The 15968-nt window shown below is 58.8% G+C and carries 14 protein-coding genes; 4 read left to right on the top strand and 10 right to left on the bottom strand.

Annotation, left to right across the window (positions count from 1 at the left end):
- Positions 1-6: 6 nt before the first annotated feature.
- On the top strand, positions 7-801 hold the full coding sequence (locus C4J90_RS11925) for a class II aldolase/adducin family protein (RefSeq protein WP_124419859.1): 795 nt from the start codon (positions 7-9) through the stop codon (positions 799-801).
- A 54-nt stretch (positions 802-855) separates the two neighbouring features.
- Here the strand turns inward: C4J90_RS11925 and tkt are convergent, their stop codons facing one another.
- Positions 856-2913, bottom strand: a complete 2058-nt coding sequence (gene tkt, locus C4J90_RS11930; RefSeq protein ID WP_124419860.1) for a transketolase — start codon at positions 2911-2913, stop codon at positions 856-858.
- 174 nt (positions 2914-3087) lie between these two features.
- On the opposite strand from tkt, the gene C4J90_RS11935 reads away from it, so the two are divergent.
- Positions 3088-3312, top strand: coding sequence for a YdcH family protein (locus C4J90_RS11935; RefSeq protein ID WP_124362585.1), 225 nt, complete (start codon positions 3088-3090; stop codon positions 3310-3312).
- 201 nt (positions 3313-3513) lie between these two features.
- Here C4J90_RS11935 and solA read toward each other — a convergent pair whose 3' ends face one another.
- From solA to C4J90_RS11960, 5 genes are all read right to left on the bottom strand, one after another.
- Complete coding sequence (gene solA, locus C4J90_RS11940) at positions 3514-4671, bottom strand: N-methyl-L-tryptophan oxidase (protein ID WP_124419861.1); 1158 nt, start codon at positions 4669-4671, stop codon at positions 3514-3516.
- A 15-nt stretch (positions 4672-4686) separates the two neighbouring features.
- On the bottom strand, positions 4687-5430 hold the full coding sequence (locus tag C4J90_RS11945; protein ID WP_124419862.1) for a hypothetical protein: 744 nt from the start codon (positions 5428-5430) through the stop codon (positions 4687-4689).
- Positions 5431-5621: 191 nt separating this feature from the next.
- Positions 5622-6446 carry a 50S ribosomal protein L11 methyltransferase gene (locus tag C4J90_RS11950; RefSeq protein ID WP_124419863.1) on the bottom strand — a complete coding sequence of 275 codons (825 nt, stop codon included), beginning with the start codon at positions 6444-6446 and terminating at the stop codon, positions 5622-5624.
- Between the two features lie 5 nt (positions 6447-6451).
- Entirely contained in the window at positions 6452-7168 is a 717-nt protein-coding gene (locus C4J90_RS11955) for a pyrroline-5-carboxylate reductase (protein WP_124419864.1), read from the bottom strand.
- Between the two features lie 234 nt (positions 7169-7402).
- Entirely contained in the window at positions 7403-8779 is a 1377-nt protein-coding gene (locus C4J90_RS11960) for a VOC family protein (RefSeq protein WP_124419865.1), read from the bottom strand.
- Positions 8780-8977: 198 nt separating this feature from the next.
- On the opposite strand from C4J90_RS11960, the gene C4J90_RS11965 reads away from it, so the two are divergent.
- The gene (locus tag C4J90_RS11965; RefSeq protein ID WP_124419866.1) at positions 8978-11614 is read left to right on the top strand and encodes a glucosidase; all 2637 of its coding nucleotides are present in this window, start codon (positions 8978-8980) and stop codon (positions 11612-11614) included.
- Positions 11615-11737: 123 nt separating this feature from the next.
- On the opposite strand, the gene C4J90_RS11970 is transcribed toward C4J90_RS11965, so the two are convergent.
- The gene (locus tag C4J90_RS11970; protein WP_124362592.1) at positions 11738-12052 is read right to left on the bottom strand and encodes an SCP2 sterol-binding domain-containing protein; all 315 of its coding nucleotides are present in this window, start codon (positions 12050-12052) and stop codon (positions 11738-11740) included.
- A gap of 56 nt (positions 12053-12108) precedes the next feature.
- Positions 12109-12819, bottom strand: coding sequence for a histidine phosphatase family protein (locus tag C4J90_RS11975; protein WP_124362593.1), 711 nt, complete (start codon positions 12817-12819; stop codon positions 12109-12111).
- Positions 12820-13011: 192 nt separating this feature from the next.
- Here C4J90_RS11975 and sohB point away from each other — a divergent pair, with 192 nt between their 5' ends.
- Positions 13012-14037, top strand: coding sequence for a protease SohB (sohB, locus tag C4J90_RS11980; protein ID WP_124362594.1), 1026 nt, complete (start codon positions 13012-13014; stop codon positions 14035-14037).
- Between the two features lie 133 nt (positions 14038-14170).
- Here sohB and dhaL read toward each other — a convergent pair whose 3' ends face one another.
- Both dhaL and C4J90_RS11995 read right to left on the bottom strand, forming a co-directional pair.
- Positions 14171-14815, bottom strand: a complete 645-nt coding sequence (gene dhaL, locus C4J90_RS11990; protein WP_124419868.1) for a dihydroxyacetone kinase subunit DhaL — start codon at positions 14813-14815, stop codon at positions 14171-14173.
- A 3-nt stretch (positions 14816-14818) separates the two neighbouring features.
- Positions 14819-15820, bottom strand: a complete 1002-nt coding sequence (locus tag C4J90_RS11995) for a dihydroxyacetone kinase subunit DhaK (RefSeq protein WP_124419869.1) — start codon at positions 15818-15820, stop codon at positions 14819-14821.
- Between the last annotated feature and the right edge of the window lie 148 nt (positions 15821-15968).

A 15968-nucleotide genomic window follows, 5' to 3' on the forward strand; every position in this document is an offset into this window, starting at 1 on the left:
TTTGCCATGAGCAGCGTCACCTCGCTATCGAGCGTTTCCAGTACCGTCCGCCAACGCGTCACGCCAGAGGAATGGGAGGTGCGCGTCAAACTGGCCGCCGCCTATCGACTGGCGGCCTTGTACAACTGGACCGACCATATCTACACGCATTTCTCCGCCCGTGTACCGGGCCCCGAGGAACATTTCCTGATCAATGCGTTCGGCCTGCTGTTCGATGAAATCAGTGCCTCCAACCTGGTCAAGGTCGACCTCGACGGCACCCTGGTCGATGACCCCACCGGCCTTGGCATCAACTACGCCGGCTACGTGATCCACAGTGCCATCCATGGCGCGCGCCACGACCTGCAGGCGGTGCTGCACACCCATACCCGCGACGGTATTGCGGTGTCCGCGCAGAAGGACGGGCTGTTACCGATCTCCCAGCATTCCATCGCGTTTTCCGGACGCGTGGCCTATCACGGCTACGAAGGCGTGGCCCTGGACCTGGACGAACGCGAGCGGCTGGTGGCGGACCTGGGCGACAAGAGCGTGATGATCCTGCGCAACCATGGGCTGTTGACCGCAGGCATCAGCGTGGAGCATGCATTCCAGCAGTTGCAGGGGTTGGAGCGCGCCTGCAACATCCAGATTGCGGCGCAGGCAGGCGGGAATGCGCAGTTGATTTTTCCACCCGCGGAGGTGGTGGACCGGGTCGAGCAGCAGGCCAAGGTCTTCAGCAGTGGGGAAGGGCCGGGGGTGGCGCGGCATTGGAATGCGTTGATCCGGAAGTTGGAGCGTAGCGATACCGACTACAAGAATTGAGCCGTCGCCAGTCTGGATGCAGCAGGGGGCAAGCCCCCTGCGCATCGAGAGGGGTTACTCAGCCCGGTTGTGCTGGATCTGCTGTTTAGCCAGCTTCACCACATTTTCCTTAGTGAACCCGTACTTTTCCTGCAACTTCGCCAGCGGCGCCGACGCGCCAAAGCTGTTCATCACCACTTTGGCGCCGGTCTGCCCGACGTAGCGATCCCAGCCCAACGGGCCGGCCTGTTCCACCACCACGCGCGCCTTCACCGCCGGCGGTAACACGCTGTCGCGGTAGGCCTGGTCCTGATCTTCGAACAGTTCCCAGCTGGGCATCGACACCACCTGCGCGGCAATGCCTTCGTCCGTGAGTTGTTCGTAGGCGGCGACCGCCAGGCTGACTTCACTGCCCGTGGCGATCAGGATCACTTCAGGCTTGTCTGCGCCGGCCAGCACGTAGGCGCCCTTGGCCGCACCGGAGGCGGCGGCATAGCGGCTGCGATCCAGCGTCGGCAGCGGTTGGCGCGACAACACCACGCAGCTTGGCCGATCGGTCTGCGCCAGCGCCACCTTCCACAACTCCAGGGTTTCGTTCGCGTCCCCTGGGCGCAGGGTCAGCAGGCCTGGGGTGGCGCGCAGTTGGGTTAGGTGTTCGATGGGTTGGTGGGTGGGGCCGTCTTCGCCGACGCCGATCGAGTCATGGGTAAACACGAAGACCACCGGCAACTCCATGATCGCCGCCAGGCGGATCGGCGGCTTCATGTAGTCGCTGAACACCAGGAACGTCGAGGTGTACGGCCGCAGGTAGGACAGCGCCATGCCGTTGGCAATTGCGCCCATGGCGTGCTCGCGAATGCCGAAGTGCAGGTTGCGCCCGCTGTAGTCATCGGCACTGAAACGGCCGGCGCCGTCGAAGGTGAGGTTGGTCTTGGTCGAGGGCGACAAATCCGCCGAGCCGCCGAGCAACCAGGGGATGTGTTGGGCGAAGGCGTTCAGCACCTCGCCTCCGGATGCACGGCTGGCGACACCCTTGGCATCGGTCGCAAAGCGCGGCAGGTCGGCCTGCCAGTGCTCGGGCATTTCTCCGGCGCGCATGCGCTGCAGTTCATCGGCGCGTTGCGGGTCGAGGGATGACAAGGTCTGGTTCCACTCGGCATACAGCGGTTCGGCACGCTCATGCAGTGCGTCGCGCAACGTCGTACGTGCCTCGTCGGGCACCAGGAAACTGGAGTCCTCTGGCCAGCCATACGCGGCTTTGGTCAGGCGAATTTCATCCTCGCCCAACGGCTCGCCATGGGCCGCAGCGGTGTTGTGTTTGTGCGGCGAGCCGTAGCCGATCACGCTGTCGACCACGATCAGGGTCGGCGCGCCGGTATTGGCCTTGAAGGTTTCCAGCGCCACGCTCAGGGCCTGCAGGTCATTGGCATCGGTGACGTGCACGGTGTGCCAGCCATATGCCTGGAAACGCTTGATCACATCTTCACTGAAGGCCAGCTCGGTGTGGCCCTCGATGCTGATGGTGTTGTTGTCGTAGATCCAGCACAGGTTATCCAGCCGCAAATGCCCGGCCATCGACGCCGCTTCGCTGCTGATGCCTTCCATCATGTCGCCGTCACCGCACAGGGTGTAGACGTCGTAGTCGAACAGCACCTGGCCGTCGCGGTTGAACCGCTGGGCCAGCCAACGCTCGGCCATCGCCATGCCCACGCTGTTGGCGCAGCCCTGGCCCAGGGGGCCGGTGGTGGTTTCCACCCCGGTGGTCATGCGGTACTCGGGGTGGCCCGGGGTTTTGGAACCCATCTGCCGGAACTGCTTGATGTCGTCCAGGCTGACCGCCGGTTGCCCGGAGCGCTTGCCGTGGGCATCGATTTCCACCACGCCGGCCAGGTGCAGCAGCGAGTACAGCAGCATCGACGCATGCCCCACCGACAACACGAAGCGGTCACGGTTGGGCCAGTCGGGATGCTCCGGGTGGTAGCGCAGGAAGCGACTCCACAACGTGTAGCCCACCGGCGCCAGGCCCATGGGCGTGCCGGGGTGGCCCGAGTTGGCCTTCTGCACGGCATCCATGGCCAGGGTGCGGATGGTGTTGATGCATTGCGTGTCGGCAGCAGTGGCAGTGTGATTCATAAAACCGGTCTCCCTCGGGTGGCGATCTACAGTGGAGGGCAGGGCAGGGCAAAGGTTTTATTGCATCGCCGGGGTTACGACGAACGGGGAGGGTTTGACCTTGAACATGACAAGACCCCTGGGAATGGGCTAGTTTCAAGGGGTAGGCCATTGATCAACTTGTGGAGGTACGCCATGCCAGTGAAACACGACCTGTATCAGGACTTGGGGATGAGCAAGGAAGCTGTTCACGAACGCAGGGCGAGTGACAAGCGTCTGGACTCGTTGCTCACGAAATATGATGTTGCCGACGGCAAGGTGCTGGAAGCCGAGTCGCGCAAAGCTGATGACTCGGAGGTCGAGGTGCTGAAGAAGGAGCGCTTGTTGATCAAAGATCAAATTGTCGAGAAGTTGGGTTAAACATAACCCGTCACCCGTGGCGAGGGAGCTTGCTCTCGCCACAACCAGCCTGTTGCATTCGAATGTGCACATTTGTTCAGAATTGTTTGCAGGACACGCTCAAGCTCACTCCTTATGATGCGCCCCGTCCACCCGGCTCTGGGGCTTTTCGCGGCGCAAGGATTGCGTTGTTGAGCCGGGCGGACACTCTCGAAATTCAGGTCATACGTTGTAGAATCGGTCTGCAGAAAACGCCGCTAAAGACACATATGGTTTTAGCCCAACCGCCATGCAGGCAAGCGCATCACCGATAGCAGGCGCAAATTTGAATCCGTGCCCCGAGCATGCGGATGCGAAATAAGTCGATTTCAACACTTGGGGTTCCCCGATCAGAAACGACTCATCAGGACTAAGCGTATAGAAGCAGTTTTTTGCTTGGATAGGCGAACGCTCCAACTTGGGAAAAAGGTCTCCAACCACCTGCGATATCTCGTCTAAATATCTTTTGTGTACGGGAATATTTTTCCAGTTAGGAGCAGCTGGCGTCTGTTGCCTGTTGTGAAAACCGATTTTTACACCAGGCTCGTTGCTAAGGATGGATGGCACACCGTAGAGGAGGGCTCCATCCTGATGTTCATATAAGAAAATGGGGAACTGATCTGACGAAAAAAGATTACCAAAACCCGTTTTTGGTTTGAACCAAAATACGGGAATCTGACGCGGATCTATATAGCGTTTGAGCTCCGGCAGGAGGTGAGTGCCAATCCAGGGTCCTGCTGTGACTATTACGGCTTTTGCAGAGTAGGTTTGCCCGCTTCGAGTGCTTAAGCGCATCTCCAAACCGCTGGTTTCCAAGCCTGTAACGCTGTTACCAAATTCGATGATGGCGCCCTGGTGTACAGCCTCGTTGAGCATCCCTAATCTGGCTTCGCAGGCCGATATTGCATAGGCTCCGGGCTCAAATACCGTCTGCGACCCATCCGATACATTGAATGCGGGAAAATGGGACCTGGTTTCTGATTCGCTCCACACAGCATGTTCTATCTCTCCCTTCCTTGCGGTTTCAATGCTCCCTACTACCACGTGGCTGGACTGATGCCCAACGAAAATCCCCCCTGTGCGAAAAAGCAGCTTTTGCTGTATTAACTTTTCCAATTCCTTCCAGAGCAAATCGGATTGGTTCAATAATGGCAGGTATTTTTCGCCCTCCCAATAAGCGCGACGGAATATGCGAGAGTTTCCATGTGACGACCCGTAGCTGTGAGTGGGGCTCGATGCGTCAATTCCAAGTACTCGAGTGCATTTCGAAGCGACTTTCCACAATGCAGATGCGCCCATGATTCCCAAGCCAATTACGATAACGTCGTAAGTGTTCCTCATGTTTAGAAATCCCCGTTATTCTTTTGGCGAGCGGGTAGGTAGGCTGTCGTAAGCCAGAAGGCAGACTAATACGCCCGTGGTGGAGATGATTAAGGTCAGAGACAAAGTGGGAATATTTTTCCCATTGGTTACCAGGCCAATGGCTAGCAGTGTCAGTGGAAGTATGAACTGCAAAAAACCTGTCAGGGACAACGGAATTTTTCCGGTGGCGAACGAGAACATCAGTAGCGGCGTGACTGACACCGCTCCGGCTAACCAAATAAGCGGAGCTGAGCGATATGACACTTCACTCGGCCATATGATTGGGAAATCGAAGATCCAGACGGCAACTACAATACAACTGCTCAAGAAAACAGTTTCCAGGAACAGGCCGGTCACTGCATTTAAAGGTGTGTATTTTTTTAGGTAGGTGTACACGCCCCATGTTGCAGCGATCAATAGATAAACCCAATGGTTCAGCTTTTCAGTGAACGTTATCAAAAGCAATATCGCGACGAGTGCGATAGCGATAGACAGGGTTTTGATCGCTGAAAATTGCTCATGATAGATCAGGGCTCCCAATGTGATAGGTATGAACGGCGCCAATAAGTAGCCGATTCCGCTTTCCAAAATATATCCGTTGATTGAAGCCGCCATGAATGTGGCCCAATTAACGGCAATAAAGATAGAAGCGGTGCCGTGCAGAGCTATTAGTTTGGCTGTCAGTTGGTTTGCCTGGCCAAGGCGTCGAAAAATTAGAAGAAGTGCACTGAGAATCATGCAGGACAGGACAATCCTATAGGCAACTAGTGTTGCAGAGGATAATCCGTCAAGCGCCCTCCAATAAAGAGATGACGCTCCTAGCATTAAATTCGCGAGCGCCGACAATGCGATTGCCGTAAAACGCCTTGTAGAAGGCGCTGGTTGTATAATCATGATTTTTATTTGGGATAGTAGAATTCAACGATTTCTTAAGACCAGAAAATTATGCCGTGTTTGTCGACGGAATATGCAGCTAAGTCTTGATTTGCCCACTGTTCGAATTCGCTTTTTAAAAGTTTGCTCGTGGCCTGCCAATGATCAGAGTAATAAAGAAGTGGGAGTGTATGGCGTTCCATGAGTCTGTAAGCCAGCGGCGGAGCACCGTGATGCCTTTCCCTGTACCCGTTCAATACATCACGTATTCCCACTAAAGAATTAAGCCCCACAATGGCCGTTCCCGTGGGTGCCAGGTATTTGGGAAGATTATCAAGAAAGCGGGCGATGATTTGCTCTCCGTAGAACATTGCTTCCAGAGGTAACTGTCCCGTCGGCTCGATGATGTCCAAGCGCTGGGTGAGCGAAGGTGAGGGAGTTCGCCAGCCAGGCGGGTTAAAGGTGATTGTTTCAAATTGTCTTTCGGGCAGATTGCTGAACAGGTCGCCAATACAAAAAGAAATGGCTGGCTGCTTGAAGTTTATGTGTTCGTGAAGTTTTGCCTGTTCAATGGAGTATGGGGAGATGTCCGTGGCAAAAATGTCTTGAACTCCAAGTTTGCGCGCCAATAGCGCATGGACGCCGCTGCCTGTCCCGACATCCAGGAGGCTGTTGTTTGATCTGCTGGAGCTGAGTGAACGTAACAGATAATGGCCGAGCCTCACGCCCGCGAGGCTTACTCTGAAAACGGTGGGCGAATGTATAAAGTCAAGTTGTTGGCCAAGTCCATAATAAATGCTGTAGCTGTCGCTCAGACAATTCGATTTATTAAAATCTAAATAGTGCTGTCCTGCTAGCCCATGATCAATAAGTCCGTGCATATCTATCACCTCTGACCCAGTTCCATCGAGCGAGCGCAGGATATTTTGAGACCTCCTATGATGGCGGCTCGTACCCCGTGCTGATTAAACCAATCAATTGCTCGCTCTGTCGTTCCACCTGCAGTCATCACTTTTTCACATAGATTAATCGCAGGTTCCTTGCGTTGCTCCAAAATTGCCGTGGTTCCGCGTAGCAGCTGGAGAATTATTGAGGTAGCACTTGATTTATCGAAGCCAGCCGAAATAGCATATTCTGTGAGCGCCGCGGCGAAGTAGGCAATGTAAGCGGGGCCGCCGCCAACGAGAGCTGTGGCGCTATCCAGCAAAGCCTCATCTTTTAACTCCAGTAAATTTCCAAGCTTGGCGAGAAGTTGATTAACCACGATATTGCTTGCAGTCGTTGTCTCAGTCGCGGCAATTAAAACGGTCATTCCTTCATTAACGCCGCACGGAAGATTGGGTATAGTTCGATAGATTTGCGAGTTTTTCAAGCGGGCTGTGAGTTCGCGGATACGGATTCCAGCCATAACTGAAATGACGATGCCAGCATACTGTCCGATGCGAGCATTATTTTCCAGGAACCTCAGGAAAGCCTGAGGTGGGATCGCTAGAAAGATAACGTCAGCTATTAAAGGAGTTGGTAGTTCTTCCAGCGTTGAAATACCTGCATTTTTGATATCGTTTCGGCGAGTAGCGTCGGGCTCGACGACAGTTATCAGCATGTCTGCACTGGATCGCTTTAAACCAAATGGATCGCACTGCCCATATGCCCGCCACCGATGATCATGATATTCATTGCTGCTGACATAACTATCCCCTCCGGCGCTATTAAACTGCTGGGTTGGCTAAATATCAGCTTCGTATGGAGTCGGAGTTATATCAAATCATTGGCTTCCTAAAATGGTGTAGGGCGTTTCTGGTGGTTACTGGTTCAGCGAGCCGAGCCGACATCCCCTTTATTCCCGCAGCGTGCTCATGCACTCATCCATCGAACGCTGCTGCGTCTCGCCATACAACTGCAACTCATCGACTGTCCCGCGGCCCAGCGCCTGCTCGAATTCGGCCCGGTTCGAATTGGCTGCATAGTGACTCTGCGCCGCATCGCCAAGGTTCGACTGAAAAATCCCCGCCGCGCTCACCGGCAGGAAATCCTCGTACACCAGCGGTTCAACCTCCACATGCCCCGCGCTGATCAGTCCCTCCAGTGTGCGCGGTTGGTCGGACTTGCCGCGGGCCGCCAGGCCTTTTTCAGTGGGGAAATAGCGGAAGTACGCCAAGCCTTGTTCACGCATTTGCGCGTGGTCGTCCGGGAATGCCTGGAAGTGCTGCGCCATTAATTGCTCATAACGTGCGGCGTTGGATTCGTTGGGGAAGGCGCCGAGTTCATCGCGAGCGGCATTCAGCAGTTGGTCGTACAGGGCGCGCCCCTTGGGCGTGAGCGCAACGCCGCGTTGTTCGATTTCGCCGAAGCGTGCGCTGTGGCTGCCCTGGGCATCGGTAAAGCCAATGGGCTCGTCAAGGGCCTTGGAGCTGGTCTGGCGCAGCAGGATCGGGCACTTGCGTCGAGGTGGGCCTTCGATCACGGCTTTGGGGGTAATGCCGTGGCCGGGCATGGCCGCCTGCACCAGGTCGATGTCCAGGGTGCGCGGGGTGAGGTGATTGATGTGCGGGCCTCTGAAGGCCACCACGTCGGCGATCAGGCGATGCTGGTCGCTGAGTTGCCGATACTGCGCGGCCGTGACGGTGGCGGTGGGGTGCCAGCGAAACGTCTCCAGCGCCTGGCGAATGAATGCCTCGGCGTCGGTGGCATCAAGGCCGCCGTGTTTTTCCGCCTGTTCGATCAGCGCCAGGGCGCCGGGGGTGAAGATCGAGCGCTTGGCCAGGGCGGTTTCGGCAAAGCTGCGCAGCGCCGGGCTTTCGATCAGCTCCAGGCGCAGCAGCGAGGTGAATACGCGAAACGGGCTGGTTTGCAGCGACTGTTCGTGGACGGCGCGAAAGGCCGTGGAATGGACCGGCACGCCAGCCGGGGTCAGATCGTAATAGCCCACCGGTTGCATGCCCATGACCGCGAACAGACGGTTGATGGTCGCCAGTTCCGCAGCGGTGCCCAGGCGGATCGCACCGTGGCGCTCCATGTCCAGACGCTGGGTCTCGCCGGTACGGCGCAGGTGCTCGGCCAGGCCCGGGTTGCTCTCCAGCACCTGTGCGTTGGTCTGGGCCACCAGGGTCATCAGCGCGCCGTACAACGGCACTTCATCCCTGTACATATCGGACATCGCCCGGGAAAAGCCCTTACGGATCTCGTCGGGGCTGACATGTGCGGTACCTGGCATAGAAAAATTCCTGAAGGCTGAGGCGAGGTGTGTGGCTTTCCCTGGATTTTGTTGGGCCCAAGAGGCGCGTGCAAACGAAGTTTCCTCTGGACTTCATTCTGCAAATGAATGAGGTGACGCCCCTATGCAGTCTTCATGTGCATCCGGGCGGCATTGGGTTCTACACTGCTGCTCATCCGGCAGGCGATGGAGCACTCAATGACGGCCACACCCACACACCGAATGCTCAACACCCTCGAAGGTCAACGCCTGGCGACGGAGCATGCAGAAAGCTGGCGCGAATGGGGGCCGTACCTGAGTGAACGCCAATGGGGCACCGTACGCGAGGACTACAGCGCCGACGGCGACGCCTGGGCCTATTTTCCCCATGAACATGCCCGCAGCCGCGCCTACCGGTGGGGCGAGGATGGCTTGGCCGGTTTCAGCGACAAGGCGCAACGCTGGTGCCTGGGCCTGGCGCTGTGGAACGAACGTGACGCGATCCTCAAGGAGCGCCTGTTCGGCCTCGATAACGCCGAGGGCAACCACGGTGAAGACGTCAAGGAACTGTACTTTTTCGTCGATGGCGTGCCGAGCCATGCCTACATGCGCATGCTCTACAAATACCCCCATGCAGCGTTTCCCTACGCCGACCTGATCGCCGAAAACGCCCGCCGTGGGCTGGCTGACGCTGAGTATGAAATCCTCGATACCGGCGTGTTTGACGATAACCGCTACTGCGACGTCAGCGTTGAGTACGCCAAGCATCAACCCGACGATATTTTCATGCGCATCACTGTGCACAACCGTGCCGAGCAACCCACGCGTCTGCAGGTATTGCCCCAGCTGTGGGCGCGCAATGACTGGAGCTGGACCTTCGGCGCCCCCAAGCCCGGCTTGACCCTGGACGGTGACCGCGTGCGAGCGCGTCATCATGAGCTGGGCGACCGCCATCTCAGCGCCTGGGGCCAGGACGGCGTGGAATGGTTGTTTTGTGAAAACCAGACCAACCTCCCCAGGCTGGGTGGGCCGGCGGCGCCGGGGCCGTTCAAGGACGGTATCAACGATTACGTGGTCGGCGGTGTGCAAGGCGCGATTCGCCGATATACGGGCACCAAGGTGGCGGCGCGGTTCGTCCTGGAGCTGGCGGGCGATGAACGCAAAGTCCTGTACCTGCGCTTTGCGCCGGTGGACGCGCCCGAGGTCAACGCGCGCAAGCTGTTCGAACAGCGTCGCCAGGAGGCCGACGACTTCTACGCGGCGCTGCAACAGGGGATCGCCGACGACGATGCACGCAATGTGCAGCGTCAGGCCCTGGCCGGGTTGTTGTGGTCCAAGCAGTTGTACTATTTCGACGTGAACCAGTGGCTCGACGGCGACCCGGCCCAGCCCGCGCCGCCGCCCGAGCGCCTGCATTTGCGCAATACCCATTGGCGGCACCTGTCCAATTTCGACATTCTCTCCATGCCCGACACCTGGGAGTACCCTTGGTATGCCTCGTGGGACCAGGGCTTCCAGGCGGTGGCGATGGCGCTGATCGATCCCGGCTACGCCAAGCAACAACTGCTATTGCTGGTGAAGGACCGCTTCATGCACCCCAATGGCCAACTGCCGGCTTATGAGTGGCGCTTCGACGATGCCAACCCACCCGTGCATGCCTGGGCCAGCTGGCGCGTGTATCAGCAGGACAAGGCGTTGACCGGTGTAGGCGACCTGGACTTCCTGGAGCGGATTTTCCACAAACTGCTGCTGAATTTTTCCTGGTGGGTCAACCGCAAGGACGCCGAGGGCCGCAACCTGTTCCAGGGCGGCTTTCTCGGGCTGGACAATATCGCCCTGTTCGACCGCTCTGCCGCGCTGCCACCGGGCTATCAGCTGGACCAGGCGGACGGTACGGCGTGGGTGGCCGCCTATGCGCTGGACCTGATGCGCATCGCCCTGGAGCTGGCCAAGCGCAATGGCGTGTACGTGGATATCGCGGTGAAATTCTTCGAGCACTTCCTGTATATCGCCGGCGCCATCAACCGCGTCGACGACAGCGCCGATGGGCTGTGGGATGAGCAGGATCTGTTTTTCTACGACGTGCTGCATCGACCCGATGGCGAGAGCGAACCGGTGCGCCTGCGCTCTATTGTCGGGCTGATGCCGTTGTTCGCGGTGCTGGTGCTGGAGCAGCGCGAGCATGAAGGCCTGGCGGGCTTGCGCGAGCGGCTGTTGGGCTTCATGCACCACCGGCCGGACCTGGCCAGGCTGGTATCGCGCTGGAACGAACCGGGGCAGGGCAATCGGCTGCTACTGGCATTGCTGCGCGGCGAGCGCACCAAGGATTTGCTGCGGCGCATGCTGGATGACGATGAGTTCTTGTCGGCGTTTGGCGTGCGCTCCTTGTCCAAGGCCTTCGCCGAGCAGCCCCTGGCCCTGAAGATGAATGGCGACACTCTGTGCGCCAGTTACCAGCCCGGCGAATCCGATTCACGTTTGTACGGTGGCAACTCCAATTGGCGCGGGCCGTTGTGGATGCCGGTCAACTACATGCTGATTGAGTCGCTGCGCGAATTTCATCGCTATTACGCGGATAACTTTTCGGTGGAATACCCCAAGGGCAGCGGTTATCTGTCATCCCTGGAGGAAGTGGCCGACAGCCTCAGTCAGCGCCTGACCGGGTTGTTTCTAAGGGACGAAAATGGCCTGCGCCCGTCGATGGCGGCGTATGCGCAGTTGGAGGCGGACCCGCTCAGCCGTGACCTGGTGTTGTTCCATGAGTATTTTCATGGGGAGACCGGCAGGGGGTTGGGGGCGTCGCACCAGACGGGGTGGAGTGCGCTGGTGGCGTTGTTGCTGCAACCTAAAAACTAAATGTGGGAGGGGGCTTGCTCCCGATAGCGGTGTCTCAGCCAGCTTACCTGTTACTGATACACCGCTATCGGGAGCAAGCCCCCTCCCACATTGGATCTTCATCAAATTCAGGTTGTGCCTGAATCAGGAAGGAAACAGCTCGCTCAGCTTCATGGCCAGCATCATGTCGCCTTCGGTGCGCAGTTTGCCGCCCATGAAGGCCTGCATGCCGTCGGTAGAGCCGTCGACGATGCCTTCCAGGGTTTCGCTGTCCATTACCAGGGTCACCTGGGCGTCCGGGTTTTCACCTTCCTGCAGTTCGCAGGTCTTGTCTTTGACCACCAGCGAAAAGTTCTTGGTGTCGTCGATACGGAAACCGAATACCAGGTCCAGGCCTTCAGCAGCGGCTGGGTTGAATTTGGCTTTCATTGCTTCTACGGCTTTAGCTACGTCAGTCATGGTTTCGATCCTTTAGGGTAGAGTCCAGTGACCTTTGGGTCACGGTTGGCCGCACTTCATCGGAAAGTGATGAACTGCGGCGCCTTCAACAGGTGCAAGTGGGTATGACTGTTGAAGGAAGCCAGTGCCACCTCGCGACCACGGAATTTCAGTTGATTGAGCGAGGTGTTGACAATTTGCCAGTTCAGTTCGAATGCCTGGGCGGCCGGCATACGGGTAATCAGGTGGAGCAGGGCGGTGATGGTGCCGCCGGAGGTGAATACCGCGATCTTGTGCGAGTTGTCGGCCGCTTCAAGGATGCGCTGCAAGCCGCCCTGGACACGTTCGACAAACCCCAGCCAGCTTTCCAGCCCCGGTGGGTCGTAGGTGCCGGCCAGCCATCGCTCGATGATCAGGGCGAAGATGCGCTGGAACTCGCTGCGGTTCTGCGCACCATTGCGCAGGATGTGCACGGCGTCGGGTTCGGCGCCTAGCAGGTCGGGGAGCAGGCCGCGAATAATCGCCTCGCCGTCGAATTCGTTGAACGCGCTGTCGATTTCCAGCGGCGGAACGGGCAGGCCGAGGGCGCTGTATTGATCGAATGTGGCGGTGGCGGTGTGCTGCTGGCGGCGCAGGTCACCCGACAGGCAGCGATCGAACGTCAGCCCCAGGTCGGCCAGGTGGCGACCGAGTACCTGGGCTTGTTCCACGCCGACGGGCGACAAGACGTCATAGTCGTCTGCACCGAAGGAGGCCTGGCCATGTCGAATCAGATAGATGCTGCCCACGTCCGTTTTCCCGGTACGTTGAAAGTCTGGCGAGGTTATGAGGATGCCCGCGAGCTGTCAATGAAAAAACATACGCTTGTTTTAAAAGCCTGTTAGAGGTGCGCTGGTGGCGGTTTGGGCACTGGTCCGCGGGCATTGGCGCCGGTATGCTGGGCCATCCGCGCCTGGCGCAGTGCATTCTTAAGGAGACATATGGATTTTTTGGCCGAATATGCGAGCTTTCTGGCGAAGACCGTCACCCTGGTGGTCGCTATTCTGGTGGTGCTGATCAGCTTCGCGGCGCTGCGCAGCAAAGGGCGTCGCAAATCCGCTGGCCAGTTGCAGGTCAGCAAGCTGAACGATTTCTACAAGGGCTTGCGCGAGCGCCTGGAATCGAGCCTGCTCGACAAGGACCAGCTCAAGGCCCTGCGCAAATCCGAAAGCAAAGCCGAAAAAAAGCACGGCAAGAAGAAGCCCGAGCCTAAAGCGCGGGTATTCGTGCTGGATTTCGACGGTGACATCAAGGCCTCCGCCACTGAAAGCCTGCGCCACGAAATCACCGCACTGCTGAGCCTGGCCACGCCCAAGGACGAAGTGGTGCTGCGCCTGGAAAGCGGCGGCGGCATGGTGCACAGCTACGGCCTGGCCTCTTCCCAACTGGCGCGTATTCGTCAAGCGGGCGTGCCATTGACCGTGTGCATCGACAAGGTCGCGGCCAGCGGCGGCTATATGATGGCGTGCATCGGCGAGAAGATCATCAGCGCCCCGTTCGCGATCCTCGGTTCCATCGGCGTGGTCGCCCAGTTGCCCAACGTCAACCGCCTGCTGAAAAAGCATGATATCGACTTCGAAGTGCTCACCGCCGGCGAATACAAACGCACGCTGACGGTGTTTGGCGAAAACACCGAGAAAGGGCGCGAGAAATTTCAGGAAGACCTGGACATCACGCACCAATTGTTCAAGAACTTCGTCTCGCGTTATCGCCCGCAGTTGGCAATTGACGAGGTAGCCACCGGAGAAGTGTGGCTGGGTGTTGCTGCCCTCGACAAGCAACTGGTCGACGAGCTGCAGACCAGCGACGAATACCTGGCCACCAAGGCCAAGACCGCCGAGGTGTTCCATCTGCACTACGCCGAGCGTAAAAGCCTGCAGGAGCGGGTAGGGCTGGCGGCCAGTGGTTCGGTGGACCGGGTGTTGCTGACTTGGTGGAGCCGGCTGACCCAGCAGCGGTTCTGGTAACCCACTACCAACTCGATCGCTCCCACGCTCTGCGTGGGCGCGCATCCTGTGACGCTCTGCGTCACCCTCGCGCAGGCGGGACGCGGAGCGTCCAGGGCTGTATTCCCACGCGGAGCGTGGGAACGATCACCGGTCAGTTCAAGCGGAGCTGGATGGAATCCGCCAGCCGCGTGAGGATCAGGCAGCACGACACCGCCCCAGCATCCAGCGCCCCGAGCGAGCGTTCACCCAGGCGGCTGGCCCTGCCGATCTTCGCCACCAGGTCCCTGGTCGAATCACGCCCCTGGGAAGCAGCGCTTTTCATTGCTTCCAGCGCCGTGTTGAACGAGGCCCCATCGGCATGCGCTCGCTCAAAGGCTTGCACCGCCGGAATCAGGGTGTCCATCAAACACTTGTCACCCACACCCGCCTCGGTAATGTCCTGCAACGACGTCAGGCCGCCGCGCAGCAAACGGGCGAAGGTGGCGGCGTCGATGTCTTCACTGCCGCGCACTTCGTCGGCCATGCCGATAAACAGGCTGCCATACAACGGGCCCATCGAACCGCCGATGCCCTCCATCAGGCTCAGGGTCAGTTCGTCCAGGGCTTCGGCCAGGGTCAGTTGGCGACCTTCAAGCGCGCGCCCGCAGTGGGCAAAACCCTTGGCCATGTTGATGCCGTGGTCACCGTCGCCAATCGCACCGTCGATTTCGCTGAGGTAGTCACGGTTGGCCACGATCACGCTGACCAGGTCGGCGACGATGGCGCTGCCGTCGTGGCTGGAAAAATGCTCACTCATGGTTCACTCCGCCTGGGTCATGCCGATGGAACGGCAGGGTTGGTCGATCAGGGTTTTCAGCTCCGCGTCCAGGCCGAGCAGGGTCAGGGTCACGCCCATCATTTCCAGGGAGGTGAAGTAGTTGCCGACATAGCAGCGGTGAATCTTCAAACCCTTGGCCGTGAGCTGGCGTTCCACCTCGGCATAGAACACGTACAGCTCCATCACCGGCGTGGCGCCGAGACCGGAGACCAGCACCACCACGCTGTCGTCCTGGCTGAAGTCGCGGTCTGCGAGGATGGGGGTGAGCATGCGCTCGGCCATGGCGGCGGCGGACTCGATGGGGATCACTTCGATGCCCGGTTCGCCGTGATGGCCGATGCCCAGTTCCATCTGGCCGTCGGGGATCTGGAAGTTCGGCTTGCCCACTGCAGCGATGGTGCAAGGCGTGAGGCCGATGCCGATCGAGCGACAGTGGTTGACGGCTTTTTGCGCGACGCGAATCACACCGTCCAGGTCGTAATGCTGGGCGGCGGCGGCACCGCCGATCTTCCACATGAAGATTTCCCCGGCCACGCCGCGCCGCTTGGCGATATCCGCCTGGGGCGCGGAGGCGACGTCGTCGTTGGCGACCACGGTGCGAATACGCATGTCTTTACTGGCGGCCATTTTCATCGCCAGCTTCACATTCATGTTGTCACCCGCGTAGTTGCCGTACAGGCAGGCCACGCCCGCGCCATGGTCGGCGGCGCGGAAGGCGTCGAAAAAGCTCTTGGCGGTGGGCGAGGAGAAAATCTCACCGACCGCCACCGCATCCACCAGGCCCGGGCCGACGTAGCCGAGAAAGGCCGGTTCATGCCCGGAACCACCGCCGGTGACGATGCCGACACGGCCCTGGGCCGAGGGTTTGGCCTTGACGATGACCCGTGGGTTGGCTTCGTACTGGCGCAGTTCAGGGTGCGCGACCAGGACGCCGCGCAGCATGTCTTCGACCACTTGGTCCGGATCGTTGATGACTCGATTCATAACGCGGGTTCCTGTTTTTGTTCTGTTGGTTCGCAGTTGTTCAGTGTGGGAGGGGCGGTGCGACGATTCGACTTGCTCCCGATAGCGGTGTGTCAGCCAACTAATTTGTCACTGTTGCACAGCCATCGGGGGCAAGCCCCCTCCCACA

The sequence above is a fragment of the Pseudomonas sp. R2-60-08W genome, assembly GCF_003852335.1.
Taxonomy (GTDB): Bacteria; Pseudomonadota; Gammaproteobacteria; order Pseudomonadales; family Pseudomonadaceae; genus Aquipseudomonas.

What these genes read in the sequence shown, in the direction of transcription:
- C4J90_RS11995 (WP_124419869.1), bottom strand. Translation starts at nt 15,820, where the DNA reads ATGAATCGAGTCATCAACGATCCGGACCAAGTGGTCGAAGACATGCTG.
- dhaL (WP_124419868.1), bottom strand. Translation starts at nt 14,815, where the DNA reads ATGAGTGAGCATTTTTCCAGCCACGACGGCAGCGCCATCGTCGCCGAC.
- solA (WP_124419861.1), bottom strand. Translation starts at nt 4,671, where the DNA reads ATGAGGAACACTTACGACGTTATCGTAATTGGCTTGGGAATCATGGGC.
- C4J90_RS11925 (WP_124419859.1), top strand. Translation starts at nt 7, where the DNA reads ATGAGCAGCGTCACCTCGCTATCGAGCGTTTCCAGTACCGTCCGCCAA.
- C4J90_RS11970 (WP_124362592.1), bottom strand. Translation starts at nt 12,052, where the DNA reads ATGACTGACGTAGCTAAAGCCGTAGAAGCAATGAAAGCCAAATTCAAC.
- C4J90_RS11965 (WP_124419866.1), top strand. Translation starts at nt 8,978, where the DNA reads ATGACGGCCACACCCACACACCGAATGCTCAACACCCTCGAAGGTCAA.
- C4J90_RS11955 (WP_124419864.1), bottom strand. Translation starts at nt 7,168, where the DNA reads ATGCTGATAACTGTCGTCGAGCCCGACGCTACTCGCCGAAACGATATC.
- sohB (WP_124362594.1), top strand. Translation starts at nt 13,012, where the DNA reads ATGGATTTTTTGGCCGAATATGCGAGCTTTCTGGCGAAGACCGTCACC.
- tkt (WP_124419860.1), bottom strand. Translation starts at nt 2,913, where the DNA reads ATGAATCACACTGCCACTGCTGCCGACACGCAATGCATCAACACCATC.
- C4J90_RS11945 (WP_124419862.1), bottom strand. Translation starts at nt 5,430, where the DNA reads ATGATTCTCAGTGCACTTCTTCTAATTTTTCGACGCCTTGGCCAGGCA.
- C4J90_RS11935 (WP_124362585.1), top strand. Translation starts at nt 3,088, where the DNA reads ATGCCAGTGAAACACGACCTGTATCAGGACTTGGGGATGAGCAAGGAA.
- C4J90_RS11950 (WP_124419863.1), bottom strand. Translation starts at nt 6,446, where the DNA reads ATGCACGGACTTATTGATCATGGGCTAGCAGGACAGCACTATTTAGAT.
- C4J90_RS11960 (WP_124419865.1), bottom strand. Translation starts at nt 8,779, where the DNA reads ATGCCAGGTACCGCACATGTCAGCCCCGACGAGATCCGTAAGGGCTTT.